Source organism: Caballeronia sp. DA-9 (genome assembly GCF_051615025.1).
GTDB classification, from domain to species: Bacteria; Pseudomonadota; Gammaproteobacteria; order Burkholderiales; family Burkholderiaceae; genus Caballeronia; species Caballeronia sordidicola.
Map to the genome: position 1 here is coordinate 2023730 of NZ_CP195132.1, position 13064 is coordinate 2036793.

At 58.0% G+C, this 13064-nt stretch carries 13 protein-coding genes and 1 pseudogene; 9 read left to right on the top strand and 5 right to left on the bottom strand.

The window, feature by feature from the left end; all coding sequences use genetic code 11:
* Nucleotides 1–12: 12 nt before the first annotated feature.
* The 6 genes from ACRWA7_RS15520 to ACRWA7_RS15545 all read left to right on the top strand — a co-directional run bounded on the left by ACRWA7_RS15520 (nt 13) and on the right by ACRWA7_RS15545 (nt 4881).
* Nucleotides 13–1191 (top strand): LLM class flavin-dependent oxidoreductase, encoded by a 1179-nt coding sequence (locus ACRWA7_RS15520; RefSeq protein ID WP_438391783.1) that lies wholly within the window; start codon nt 13–15, stop codon nt 1189–1191.
* Between the two features lie 79 nt (nt 1192–1270).
* Nucleotides 1271–2353 carry a porin gene (locus tag ACRWA7_RS15525; protein WP_438391784.1) on the top strand — a complete coding sequence of 361 codons (1083 nt, stop codon included), beginning with the start codon at nt 1271–1273 and terminating at the stop codon, nt 2351–2353.
* 9 nt (nt 2354–2362) lie between these two features.
* A complete protein-coding gene (locus tag ACRWA7_RS15530) occupies nt 2363–3202 on the top strand; it encodes an aspartate dehydrogenase (RefSeq protein WP_438391785.1) in 840 nt (279 codons plus the stop codon).
* 361 nt (nt 3203–3563) lie between these two features.
* Nucleotides 3564–3842, top strand: coding sequence for a DUF4148 domain-containing protein (locus ACRWA7_RS15535; RefSeq protein ID WP_438391786.1), 279 nt, complete (start codon nt 3564–3566; stop codon nt 3840–3842).
* Nucleotides 3843–4033: 191 nt separating this feature from the next.
* The gene (locus ACRWA7_RS15540) at nt 4034–4321 is read left to right on the top strand and encodes a hypothetical protein (RefSeq protein ID WP_438391787.1); all 288 of its coding nucleotides are present in this window, start codon (nt 4034–4036) and stop codon (nt 4319–4321) included.
* An 11-nt stretch (nt 4322–4332) separates the two neighbouring features.
* On the top strand, nt 4333–4881 hold the full coding sequence (locus ACRWA7_RS15545; RefSeq protein WP_438391788.1) for a transposase: 549 nt from the start codon (nt 4333–4335) through the stop codon (nt 4879–4881).
* Nucleotides 4882–5689: 808 nt separating this feature from the next.
* On the opposite strand, the gene ACRWA7_RS15550 is transcribed toward ACRWA7_RS15545, so the two are convergent.
* Nucleotides 5690–6433: an SDR family NAD(P)-dependent oxidoreductase gene (locus tag ACRWA7_RS15550; RefSeq protein ID WP_438391789.1), complete on the bottom strand. Its 744-nt coding sequence runs from the start codon at nt 6431–6433 to the stop codon at nt 5690–5692.
* Nucleotides 6434–6638: 205 nt separating this feature from the next.
* Here ACRWA7_RS15550 and ACRWA7_RS15555 point away from each other — a divergent pair, with 205 nt between their 5' ends.
* The gene (locus ACRWA7_RS15555) at nt 6639–7256 is read left to right on the top strand and encodes a TetR/AcrR family transcriptional regulator (protein ID WP_438391790.1); all 618 of its coding nucleotides are present in this window, start codon (nt 6639–6641) and stop codon (nt 7254–7256) included.
* An 841-nt stretch (nt 7257–8097) separates the two neighbouring features.
* Here ACRWA7_RS15555 and ACRWA7_RS15560 read toward each other — a convergent pair.
* Both ACRWA7_RS15560 and ACRWA7_RS15565 read right to left on the bottom strand, forming a co-directional pair.
* Complete coding sequence (locus tag ACRWA7_RS15560) at nt 8098–8448, bottom strand: hypothetical protein (RefSeq protein ID WP_438391791.1); 351 nt, start codon at nt 8446–8448, stop codon at nt 8098–8100.
* 213 nt (nt 8449–8661) lie between these two features.
* Nucleotides 8662–9777 (bottom strand): MipA/OmpV family protein, encoded by a 1116-nt coding sequence (locus ACRWA7_RS15565; RefSeq protein WP_438391792.1) that lies wholly within the window; start codon nt 9775–9777, stop codon nt 8662–8664.
* 162 nt (nt 9778–9939) lie between these two features.
* Between ACRWA7_RS15565 and ACRWA7_RS15570 the strand changes: the two genes are divergently transcribed.
* The gene (locus tag ACRWA7_RS15570) at nt 9940–10653 is read left to right on the top strand and encodes a response regulator (protein WP_438391793.1); all 714 of its coding nucleotides are present in this window, start codon (nt 9940–9942) and stop codon (nt 10651–10653) included.
* Nucleotides 10650–12050, top strand: coding sequence for an ATP-binding protein (locus ACRWA7_RS15575; protein WP_438391794.1), 1401 nt, complete (start codon nt 10650–10652; stop codon nt 12048–12050). Before ACRWA7_RS15570 ends, ACRWA7_RS15575 begins: the two co-directional genes overlap by 4 nt.
* Here ACRWA7_RS15575 and ACRWA7_RS15580 read toward each other — a convergent pair.
* Nucleotides 12050–12574 (bottom strand): annotated as a pseudogene (locus tag ACRWA7_RS15580) (TonB-dependent receptor plug domain-containing protein); the annotation flags it as partial. The gene ACRWA7_RS15575 and the pseudogene ACRWA7_RS15580 sit on opposite strands and share 1 nt — an antisense overlap.
* Nucleotides 12575–12652: 78 nt before the next feature.
* Complete coding sequence (locus tag ACRWA7_RS15585) at nt 12653–13021, bottom strand: DUF2946 domain-containing protein (RefSeq protein ID WP_438391795.1); 369 nt, start codon at nt 13019–13021, stop codon at nt 12653–12655.
* Nucleotides 13022–13064: the final 43 nt, after the last annotated feature.

A 13064-nucleotide genomic window follows, 5' to 3' on the forward strand; every position in this document is an offset into this window, starting at 1 on the left:
ACTGTTCGAACCATGTCTACCGAAATCGCCAGTCAGGCCACTGCATTGCGCAGTCCACTCGACTATCCCGACAGCCCGCTGTCGCTTGCTGCACGTCAGCCATTAATGCTGGGCCTCTTTCTGCCGACGCAGACCGGCGGCTTTTCGCAGTCGACGTATCCACGCGGCACCGACTGGACGTTCGACTACAACCGTGCACTGGTGCTGAAAGCGGAGTCGTACGGATTCGACTTCGTGTTCGGGTTGCAGCAATGGGTGCCGAAGGGCGGTTTCGGCGGCGCTTCACACTACCGCGAAAATTTTCTCGATCCGTTCATGTCGACGGTCGCATTGAGCGCGGTGACGACACGCATCATCACGATCTCGACGGTACATATCCTGTACGGCAACTGGCATCCGCTGCATCTCGCACGCTTTGCGGCGACGGCCGATCACATTTCGGGCGGCAAGTTTGGCCTGAATATTGTGACCGGTTATGACGCGGCCGAGCCGTTGATGTTTGGCATGAAGCGGATCGCGCACGACGAGCGCTACGAGCGTGCGGACGAATTCGCATCGGTGATGGAGACGCTCTGGGAGGGGAGCGACAACGTCACCCATGAAGGTCGCTTTTATCAGCTGGAAAACGCGTATGTGTCGCCGCGGCCGCGCTACGGCCGACCGATCATGGTGTCGGCGAGCGCATCGCTGGCCGGTTTCGAGTATGCGGCCCGGCACTCGGACGTGGTGTTCACGTCGAGCCCCGCAGGCGCGGTATTCGAGCGCGCGATTGAGGCGCTGCCGGAGCACGTGAAGCAGATTCGTGCGCCTTACGAGGGCGCGGGCCGTTCACCGAAAGTCATCATTTTTCCACTGGTTATCTGCAAGCCGACACGGGAAGAGGCGTTTGCCTATCGCGACGCGATCCTGGCGCAGGCCGACTACGAGTCGGTCAGGGCGTACACCGCGCGTCACTCTGGCGGCGATGCTCAGGGCTGGAAGGAACACGTGCCGGCGGACCGGATTCTCGGCGGGCATATCCAGATTGTCGGTGACCCGACTGATGTGGCCGATGCGCTGCAGAAACTGCATGAAGCCGGGATCGACGGCGCGCAGCTCGGTTTCTACGACTACGCACCCGAACTGGACTTCTTCGCAGCGAACGTGCTGCCGTTGCTGCAGGCGCGGGGACTGAGGCTCAAGCACGGGTAGAAAGCCGAAGCCACGGCATGGGCCGGCTGATCGGGAAGCTGGCCCGTTCTTTTCATATATCAAATAAATAGGATAACTAATGATAAAGAGGAAGATATACGGTGCTGTGGTGATGGCATGTTGTGCAGCGGGTGCCCATGCGCAAAGCAGCGTGACGCTGTACGGCAGCATCGATGAGGGGGTCACGTACAACACGAATGCAAAAGGCAGCGGCACGGCGCTCGCGGGTCCGGTTGCCGTGCCTGATTTCTTCGGCTTGCGCGGCAGGGAGGATCTCGGGAACCATCTGAAAGCAGTGTTCGCGTTGCAGGAGGGATTTCTCTCCAATACGGGGGCTGGCACGATTGCCAATGAAGCGTTCAGCCATTTTGCGTACGTGGGTTTGTCTTCACCTCAATACGGTACGTTCACAATGGGACGCCAGCTCGACCTGACGACTGAGGCGCTACGTCTCAATTCGAACGGGAGCATCCAGTACACGTTCTACCTGTTCCACCCGGCCAATCTCGATAACATCGGGATGATGGGCGATTCGATCAACAATTCGCTGCGTTACACGACGCCGGTGATCGGAGGGTTCAGCGCGAGCGCGATCTACGGCCTGGACGACACAACTACACAACCTGGACACATCTTCAGCGCCGACGTGTCGTACCGGAACGGCCCGTTCCGTGCGTCGGCGGTATATAGCAGCTGGCGCAACCACGCGATCGACGTCGGATCGAAACTTGGCTATTCGAGTTTCCTCGGACAGTCACTCGCGGGGGGAACTGTCTTTACCGCCAGAACACAGCGGATCAGCGGCGTGTCGGCGCTCTATTCGATCGGCCAGATGGTGGACCTGCATGGCATGCTGACGCAGGTGAACCTGGGAACGGATACCGCCTCGGGCCGCATGCGCACGGTCGAGGCCGGCGCCGATTTCCATGCCACGGTGGCAAATACCGTCAATGTCGGCGGGTATCTGTCATGGTTGACCGATACACGATATGCAGAGGCGGGTGTCGGCGACATGTATCAGCTTTCGGTGCGGACCACGGTCTATGCGCAGGTCGCGTGGCAGCACGCGAATGGCGCAGGCAATGCGGCCATTCCCCTGCTGGTACCGTCCTCCAGCGCCAACCAGGCGGCGTTTCGCGTCGGCATGCACCACTTCTTCTGAAGAGTTCCAATGAATTATCAACGTCCCGCAGGTGAGCGGTGCCGGGAGCGTCCCGCACGCGTCACATTGATTGGCTTTGGCTCCATTGGCGCCACTGTGTTCGACGCACTCATTGATGACCCGGACATCGTGATTGACCAGATCATCACGTCGCCGCGCAGCCTGGAAGCGGTGCGACAATGGGTGGGCGTCACGACCGTGGTGGCAAGCGCGGCGGATGAGTTGCCGCGCAGACCGGACCTCGTGCTGGAGTGTGCGGGCCATGGTGCAATCGGCGATCACGTAGTCCCGTTTCTGCGCCAGGGCGTTGACTGTGCGATGGTGTCCATCGGTGCGCTGGCTGACGAGGTCACTCGCGCAGCGCTCAGGGCTGCGCAGGCGCAGGGTGGCGGTCACGCTGTGCCACTGACCGGAGCGATTGGTGGCCTGGACGCGTTGTCGGCTGCAGCGGTAGGTGGCCTCGACGAGGTTCACTACATCGGGCGCAAGCCGACCGAGGGCTGGCGCGGCACGCCGGCCGAGGCGACGGGGGCACTTGATGATATCCGCGGGCCGAAGGTGATATTCGATGGTGAGGCGGGGGCTGCGGCACGGCTATATCCGAAGAACGCGAACGTTGCGGCGGCGGTCGCCCTGGCAGGCATCGGCTTTGAGCGCACGCGTGTACAGCTGATTGCGGATCCCCGGGCGACGGGTAACACCCATACGGTACAGGCGCGGGGCAATTTTGGGGAGATGCGCATCGAGATCAGGGCGAACCCGTCCGCGCAAAACCGGAAGACGTCCGCACTGGCTTCCTATAGCGCGATCCGCTTTCTGCGCGATGGCCTTGTGGGGCGCTTGCCCTAGGAAGCCGCCTGTCGAACCGGCCGGGCACACACCGCACGCATCATGCCGACTGAGCGGGTGGGTGAGGGCCGAGATGCCGTCATGGTGCCGTATCGACGCGTCGGGCTAATGGAGTGCGGCGCACGCAGGCGCTGAACCTGATTCGGAGCGAAGCGGAAGCGCAACGCACTGGCGTCGTATCCGGTTGAGGCATCTCGCCGCAGGGCTGCAGGGTCGCGCCGGCCAGACCAGATGTCCAACCCCAGACAATATTCTGATAGTTTTGGTACTTACCCTCGCGTTTCTGGTCTGGAACGTAGGCATATGAAATGGAATTCACTCACTGTGGTTTCCTTTCGCGCAGAAGCACGAGGTATCCGAGATGAAGTCAATTTTGCTTAATGCTGCTGTTGCTGCTGCTGTTGCTGCGGTGCTCGCCATTCCGGTGCTGTCGTACGCCCAGTCGAATGAACAATCTGAACCTTTGACGCGGGCACAGGTGCGTCAGGAATTCGTTGAGCTGGAACAGGCCGGGTACGAGCCAGCCGACCGGATTCACTACCCGGAAAACCTCCAGACTGCCGAAGCCCGTGTCGCCGCACGAAAGGAGGCAAATGGGTACGGCCCAACCTCCGGCGGAAGCTCGCAGTCGGGTCGATAGTCTGCGGGCTTGCGAACTGCCAGGGAGGGCACCATGGGGTCCGCGTGCCGAGACTTTTAGTTACCGCTCGCGGACTGCTCTTGATCGGCTCCGTTATCCTTCTGCGGCCGCGATCGCCAACCAAAATATCTTTTGCCCTATAGAAATATTTCCATAGGACGTACAACCGGTACTGGTTGGTGGATGGCTTGATGGATGCCGGATACCGTGTGCATCTGGCGCACGTCGCGGCGATCAAGCGCTACGAAGGACTGAAGCACAGCGGAGATGAGGCCGATGCCGCATATCTGGCGCAGCTGCTTCGCCTGGGGCTGCTGCCCGAGGGGTATATCTATCCCCGCGAGCAACGGGCCGCCCGCGATCTGGCGCGCAAGCGCAGTCAGCTCGTGCGGTGCCGCACGTCGCAGGTCGTGTCAATCGAGAACCTCGTCGCCCGTCACACCGGTGTGCGACCTAACTGCGCGAAGATCAACGACTGACCACTGACCAAGTGGGCGCGCTTGAGCTGTCGCCGGACGTTGCGCTCGCGCTCAAGGCCAATCTCGCGATTTGCGAGACATTGCAGCAACAGATTGCGGTCCTCGAGAAACGGCTCACCGAGTGCGTCAAGCTACATGCCGAGTATTACCTGCTGAAGACGGTGCCTGGAATTGGTGAAACGCTTGCGACGGTGATCATGCTGGAGACTGGAACGGTGGCACGCTTTGCCGAAGTAGACCAGTTCAGTTCGTACTGTGACTGCGTCGATAGCGTGCGGCAAAGTAACGGCAGGAAGAAAGGTGAAGGCAACACCTGCAACAGCAGTGCATATCTGTCATGGGCGTTTATTGAAGCGGCGAACTTTGCATTAAGGCAATGCCCGCCGGCGCGGCGTTTCTATGAGCGCAAGCAGCGCGCAACCAATCGGATCGTCGCGCTCAAGGCGGTGGTGCACAAACTTGCGCGTGCCTGTTACTACATGCTGCGCGAGCAGCAACCGTTTGATGGACGCGATGTTTTACTTAATGGTTCGGCGCAAGCGGGCAAGCCAGTAACCTGACTAGCCCGCACAAGGCATTGATTGGACAGCTGTCTTGCACCACACCCGTTTGCGGATGACTGGGTCGTCCGGACCGTGAACCACTGCAGGACTGGCGCTCACGTCACGCGAGATAGCCAAGGCTTTTGTTAAATTAGCTTTGGACACGGTCTGGTACCGATGGTTTTCTGGGGCGGCCTATGCCGCCAGGGCAGCTGCGAGTTGCATTGCACCTGCTTGATCCCGATGGGTGTCTGGCGCGACTCAGTTCGCAGCAAACTGAACGATTACCTGGGCTCGATTTGAATCCGTAACGAGTGCGGCGGCAGGATCGCAGGTCCATCACGAGGTGTCGTTGGTGATATCACAGCGCATCACCAACGACACCTTGTGAAGGAGAATTTTGTCCTTGATTTCGGCTGGCTAATAGGTGTCAGGTTGTTAGGCGGCCGACGTAAGATGGCGTGATGAAGAAATCGGAATGGCTCTATTCCAAACGGCTACCCGCATGGATAGCCTGAGCGATCGTTTAGGCGTTCGCCACGTTCACATCATGTGGCGTGAGAGTATCGCACCGTCAAGCCGGACCGCTTCGAAGGTCCGCACAACAGCCGCTATCCGGTATTTACTTTTTTGCAAATTCTCCGAGTCTCTCGCCAGCCGGTTGGCCTGGAAGGCTTACTCCTAGTTCCATATCTGGTCCCGCACTTCGGACATGCGCGGAACGAAATCCAGCGGCAATGTGATCGACTGGTTGGTCCGTTGCTGGTCCAGTGCTCGCGGTCATTCGACCAACAACCGTTGACTCCTGAACCACGTCGGCATACGTCTAGTGGAGTCCTCCGCTGGCCAGCAGGACGTCGCCTGTAATCCAGCCCGATTCGTCGCTGGCCAAGAATAGGGCGGCGCGGGCGATGTCTGCCGGCGTTCCCAGTCGACCGAGCGGCGTCTGTGCGATCAAAGCCTTGCCCATTTCGGAATCGGCCATGCGCGAGGCGCCTTCTGTTTGCGTTGGGCCCGGACTAATCGTGTTGATCCGAATCTTTCTTGGCCCCAACTCCTTCGCCAGGACGCCGGTGATTGTCTCCACGGCACTCTTGCTTGACGCATAAACCGCGGAAGCGACTGGCTTCATGGTGGTGATGGTCGCCCCAATGTTGATGATGCTACCGCCTTCGCACAGGTGTTTCGCGGCGGCCTGAGTGATGAGGAGCAAGCCAAGCACGTTGATGTTGAACACCTTGTGGAAGTGCTCTTCTGTGATGGCGGACAAGGTCGAGAATTCGTAGACTCCAGCGTTATTAACCAGGATGTCCAGCTTCCCATACTGAGCGATCGCGAAATCGATGATGTTCTGAGCGTCTCCTGAATTCGAAACGTCACCCACTACCGCGGCAGCCGTACCGCCCACTGACTTAATCGCTTCAACCACCGCATCCGCATCTGGCTTGCTGGACGCGTAGTTCACCACGACGCGCGCGCCTTCCGCAGCGAGCGTTTTGGCGATGGCGGCACCGATTCCCTTTGATCCACCTGTGACCACGGCGATTTTGCCTTCGAGCTTTCCGGTCATGCAGAATCCTTCAGAGTTTCTTACCGACGAGAACGAACAAGGCGGTGGTGCCCGCCAAGTCCTCGTCCAAGAGTTTCGACCTAAAATCAAGTCGCCTTTTCGTTACCGGCAAGACAAAGGTATATTTCCTTACCGATCGATAAGAATCATGGCGTCTTGAATTGTGAGTGTCAAGCAGTTATCTTATCGATTGGTAAGAAAATAAATGGTGATGCTGATGAAAGAGAACCCGCCTAGAAAACCGCCCGGCCGCCCCCGGCAGTTTTCCGAGGAGGAAGCCCTTGAGGCTGCCATGGGCATATTCGCAGCCAGAGGATATGAATCGGCGTCGCTAACCGACCTCACTAATGCGATGGGAATCAATCGGGTCAGTATGTATGCAACTTTCGGCAATAAGGAAGATCTTTTCGTCAAGGCACTTGCAAGATACACCGACGCAGGTGGCGCGCATCTGGCCAAGACCTTGGCGAGTGGCAGCGCACGGCAGGCACTGGAGCGTTTGCTGCGCGACAGCGTTATGCGGTTTACCGACGAGAAGGGACACGGTGTCTGCTTCGTGACACAAGGGCCGCTAGCCGAAGGCACGGCCTCCGATAGCACCAGAAAATACGTTGCACAGAAGCGTGCCTCGATTGAGCTCGTGCTCAGGCGGCGACTCGCACACGCCGTCGAAAAAGGAGAGCTTGACCCCAAGGTGTCGCCTACTGAGCTAGCTCGATTTTTTTCTGTTTTGATCCAGGGTCTGGCATTGCAGGCGCAGCACGGTGGGACGCGTTCCGAGTTGCTACATGTGGCGAATGTCGCAATGGCTGTTTGGCCATAGGTACGTGGGAACCTAGCTGACACGATGCGAAGCGCCGTGGAAGGCGCTGACCAACCATTGTTGGTCGCCAGCCTTTTTGCGCCACTCGCCGAATCGGTGGGTTTGATAGGTTTTGGTACGAAAAGATCCGCGATTGTGTTGGCGATAAGAGGCGATGTCACTTTGCCAACAACGAGGAGTTAGAGGACACACTTGTCGGCGATAAATCGAATCGCTCGGGGGCTTGCATGGGGATCGGATGTATGCACAGGATAGAACAATAACCATGTGACGCAGCAGCCTGCCGTGCTTGAATCGATGTTGAAGTTCGCGATTAACGCTAGCGTTGATGCGTCCCGATTTGGAGCGTCTCCAACTGTGAATAAAAGGACTTTGCGGTGTCCAGAAGCGCATCCGCATAGCAAACCGGTCCTTGATTTCTTGCGACTGTTGGAATGCGATGGACCTTGCATGCGGGCCAATCTATCCAGCCCGTCACGGGACTTCGCTTGATTACTCTGCTCCGCTATCCGACGCCCATAACCAGCATCACGAGTACGCCGACGAAAGATCGCTCCATGCGTGAGCTGGCCCCGAGTAAGCTGGTGCAAGTGGATTATCATTCTCGGGATGTATGCGGCAATATCGCGACCTGACTACCGCCCGTACGCCCCGCACTGGCCACTGCGCCTGACACGCTCGCGACGGAACTATTCCGCATTACCGTGCATGCGTCCGTGGCATCTCAAAGACATTCCCGTGCCCGCCGACAATCTTGTTCCCGCTAATGTTTGCGTCGAAAACGTTCCGGAAGATCGTCTCGGTGCTGGCATACCTCACTGCGTGGTCGGTTTTAGTTTCCCTAAATATTTTCAGGGTGGATGCTCCGAGCATATTCCAACGCTTCAAGGAGTACTTCGACTTCCTCCTGTTTTTCACGAAGCGTCTCACGAAGCTGGATGATCAGTTGAATTGCTTCGAACAGATTCGTGATATTGGGCGGGTAATCGCTTCCCCGTGTGTTTGTTTTGCATGTTGTCGAACTACACGCTTTCCAGCCGGCCAGGACGCTGAGATCTGAAGATGGACCAAGGTTTTTTTTCGGCCACAACCTGCCACGAACCGCATTCTGGTCATTTATGCGGTCACTATCCGTGGCCTGGTCAAGCTTGGCTCGACAAATCGGTCTGGTGCGAGGCGCGGTAAACGGCATCGATCTCCTCCGATGAGAGAGTAGAGTTAATCGCTGGTCGCTTTGGGTAAGCGAGGCGGCGGTATGTCGAGAGTTCAGGCAAGGATGGACGTTCCGACCAAAGCCCCATCCCCTTTGAGCACTCCGCGCATTAGGACAGACGACCTGCGTTTAAGCGATAACGCCTGGCAACTCAAGCACAGGGAGTTCCGGATCCGCGCAGCATCGTTGGCTTTATTTGAACTGATACAGATAACCTAGTCTGGCCGCAGGGATGAAACGCTTGCCAACGAGTGGACTATCCGAGATCCCAGAGCCGAGATGGGTTACCAGCATATCAAGGCTGATCGACTGATGCTGCGTCATCCGATAACCGATCTGCGTCCCAATTGACGTGTTTAGCGTAGCTGTCCCGTTATAGGCAGGCCGTCCCGCCCGTGCCTCCGACGGTGCCACTCCGTAATAGTAGTTGACGTATTTATCGTTTGACCATCTGGCGTCGGTATGAGGTTCAATTGTCCATTTCCCCAATTCGAAGGTTTTTTTAAATTCAACGGATGCTTGCTGACCCTTGTTTCCGGCAACGAGGTAACTGGCCGTCAGCGTGCCGAAACCGGTATGCCATCCGATTGCTGGGCCATACCAGAATGTGACACTGTCCCGATTCTGCATTCCGTTCAGGATCGGTGCGTCTGACGCCTTGTATCCCTCCAGAATTCCTACTCTGCCGCGCAAGGCAAAGGTAACGCCGCTCCATTGTCCGACTTTTAGATCGAGGGTCGTCGCGAAGGCATTTATCCATTTGTTATCGATGTAGAAAAGTGGAATTGGCGTAATCCTCGCGCGGTCACCTCTATACGGGGATGGTTCGGCACCTACTCCGCCACCAAGTCCCCAGTGGGTAACATTGGTGGCATTATTTAAGATGGTGAAGCCGGAGTCTTCAGGGCCGTTGATGTCGTCCGCCCGGGCGGTACCGGCACCGAGCAGGAAAAGTGAGGCGGCGGCCAGTAGCACCCGGTATTCGCGGCGACGGACGTTTTTCACGACCCCTCGCAACGCTACCCGAGGAGCGTTCAGAACACAGGTCGCTGCGCGCGGCCCTCTCAGGAATACACGCGGCATCAGCGCAGGATGGCTCAAGAAAAATCGTCGGACGGGGAAATCGAACGTCGAACGACCAATCCTCGAACTTGCGGCCCCAGATCGTCGGACTTCACTCCCTCCATTGCCCGGAGAAAAAGGCAAATATCTTACGTGCAGTGTTTCGGTCAAAGCTGAAATTTTGCGTTTCCAAGTGCTCAGGATTCGTGCTTCGCCGCGCTGCGCGGATTTCGATGAAATTGCCATTGAGGGTCCTCCAGTGGAAGGCCTCAAGGCTACACAGCGGATTCAACGGCATGATGTGCGGTATGTTTCAGCCACGATACAATGTGTCGGCGCTGAAATATTGAAGACGGACGGCTGACATCAATCGCGGGGCAGTCCGGGTTAGTATTGGGAATGACTTATATGCCGCACGTACTAGTGGTCGATGATGAAGAAGACATCAGATCCTTGCTGACGGGTTTTTTTCGCAAGCATGGCCATCAGGTGAGTACTGCGATTGACGGGCAAACATTGTTCGCTACACTAAATGTCCAGCAGATCGATATTGTCATTCTAGACGTCATGCTGCCAGGTGAAGATGGCTTCAGCCTATGCCGCCGGATACGCGCAACATCGAAAGTGCCCGTCATCATGCTCACAGCGGTAGCTGATCATGTCGATCGCGTAGTGGGTCTCGAAATGGGTGCCGACGACTACCTGGTAAAGCCATTCGATGCGAGGGAATTGCTCGCGCGGGTCAAAGCCGTACTACGACGGACGGCGCAAACCGAGGTGACCGTGCCGGGTACAACTACGAGACCTGTACTTTCATTCGCTGGATGGCGTCTGGATATAGCCCGACGGGAACTGCGGTCCGCAGACAACACGCTGATGATCCTCTCTAGCAGCGAATTCGATCTTCTGCTCGCGTTTGCGGAGCACCCTCAACGGATACTGACGCGCGATCAGCTCCTTGACCTAGCACGTGGATCGTCATATGAGGTCTATGATCGAACTATCGACGTACAGGTCGCCCGTCTCCGCCGAAAACTCGACACCGACAGAGAAACACCCTCCGTAATTCGCACCGTCCGGGGTGGCGGGTACATCTTTACTCCATCGGTTCGACGAGGATGAGCGCCAGATTTCGGCCGTCAGATACGATCGCGTGGCGAATTGCCTTGACTGTTGGGGCTGCCATCACCGGCGTACTTGTCCTCTGCGCGCTCTTCAGCCAATTTGCTGGTCCGACGGCCAGCGAGACAGCGCCGCTGGACAGGGCCGACGACATGATACGCATGATAGATGCCGCTCCGGCAATTGATCGTCCGCGACTGGCAAGCGCCGTGAAAATTCCCGCCAGTAACGTCGAATGGTATCCGGCCACCGAAACGACCGCCCGACTCTTCGCCGCGGCAAAGCCGTTTGACGTGGATGCGGAACTGGCAAAGCGGTTCTGGATCGATGGGCATCGGCGTCACCTAGCTGCGGAACTGGCAAAGTGGTTCTGGACAGACGGGCACCGGCGTCGATGCTTAGTTTTCAATCAAGAAGACCCGCTATCTGACGGTATCCGATTCGATAGGGCTGAACATCCCCGCGCTTATTTTCTTGCAGTTGAACTCCGCGATAGCAGCTGGGTTGTTTTTACATCTACACGCCGCGACTGGGGAGGGGTGCAACCCGGCCAGATAGTTATTGCATTGGGATTTTTCGCGTTGTCGATTCTCGCGGTATCGGTGCTTGCTACCTACTTTCTCTCGAAGCCAATAAGGCAGTTTGCGGAAGAACTTCGGCGGATTGGCGGTGATCCCCGTGCCGGCCCTGTCCGCGAAGCCGGGCCGAGCGAATTACGCGCAGCGATTGCAGCGTTCAATGCATTGCAGGCACAGCTCCGGAAGTTTGTCGAGGACCGGACCGTGATGCTGGCTGCCATGTCGCATGATTTGCGTACGCCCTTAACGAAGATCCGCCTTCGAGGGGAGTTCATCGAAGACGAAGATCAACGGGCGAGTCTCTTTCGGGACGTCGACGACTTGCAAGCTATGGCAGACTCCGCCTTGTCCTTTTTTAGGGATGACTACAAGGACGAGGAGACAACGGTTTTTGACTTCGCGGGACTTCTACGCACCATTGCAGATGATTATGGCGACCAGGGAAAGCCTGTCCTCTATGCCGGGCCCGATCGCTTCGCATTCAATGGGCGCCCGTTCTCCTTAAGGCGTGCTTGTATGAACCTTGTCGATAACGCCTTGAAATATGGCAATAGCGCTGAACTGGAACTCGCCTTCTCCACAACGCAAATCACTGTCGAGGTAAGAGACCAAGGCCCCGGCATCCCGCATCATGCGCTCGAGCAGGTATTCACACCCTTTCTCCGCCTTGAACAATCGCGAAACCGTACCACCGGAGGGATGGGGCTGGGACTCACATCGGCGCGGGCTGTCATCCGGGCTCATGGGGGCGATATCGCACTTCGCAACCGACAAGGTGGAGGATTGGAGGTAAGCGTGACGCTGCCCCTGGTGTCGTAACTCCAGCGTGGCGGAAACGAGTAGCTGTTGCCGAGTAGGTTTGAGAGCAGCAGGCCGTCCGCCTAGACGAGGCCTCGCACGCTTTGCGTGTTGCTGGTGCCGCGCACGGCGACGATCGAGTTCAGGTCACCGATAAAGCGCTTGCGGACCGCGAGGTTCGGCATGTACTTCAGCACGTCCTCGGTGTTGACCACATTCCAGTTCTCGAATTGGCTGCGAGTGAGCGTTTCGGTCGAGGCGGGCAGGTTTGGATCGACGACGGGTCGGGAGCCTCCGCTGGCGTCCTCGCCGTTACCTCTCGCGCTGACATTGACCGCTGGCAACGTGGTGACGTCGGACGGTGTGACGGATGCGGGCACCGGGCGTGCAGTGCTTGTATCACTGCTGATGTCGGGGCTCGGTGTGACGACGCCAGCAGCGCGCGCAGGCGGCGCGGTGAACGAGAAGGGCATCAGCCCTAGCGCGACCAGTCGTGCGTGGCGGCACATACGGGCGCGCAGCCTTCGTGATGTGAAGTGCAGTATGGAATTTTCCTGAAGTCGTTGGATAAACGGCGGTGCGCGCCTTCAAAAGGCGCGTCGGCTCTGCCGCGATAACGGCGATCAGGAAAAGGAGGGCGGAGCCCGGGGCCTGCCGGACGGAAAGGCCCAGAGCGGCGTGAAACGCATGGATAGTATCGGCACGGCCGCGACGATAGCGAGCATCACGAATACCAGCGACGAAGGCGATAACGTCGACAGCGCCACGTGATCCGCGAGCAGGTCACAGTAACCGCAAGCGGCCAGCGGATCGCCGTGCACAGCGTCTGCGACACTATGCGACGGCTGGCTCGCCGAACAGAGTGTGGCCACCGTTGGATCGTCCGTATGCGCTGCGACAACGAGTTGGCTGACGAGTGGCGCGAGCACGATGAGCCACATGGCGATGAAGCCAAGCCATGCGGTCAGGCGTCTGCGAGATCGGGACGCCATGGTCGTCTGGCAAAATGATGTGCCAAGAAGTTTACCATTCCTT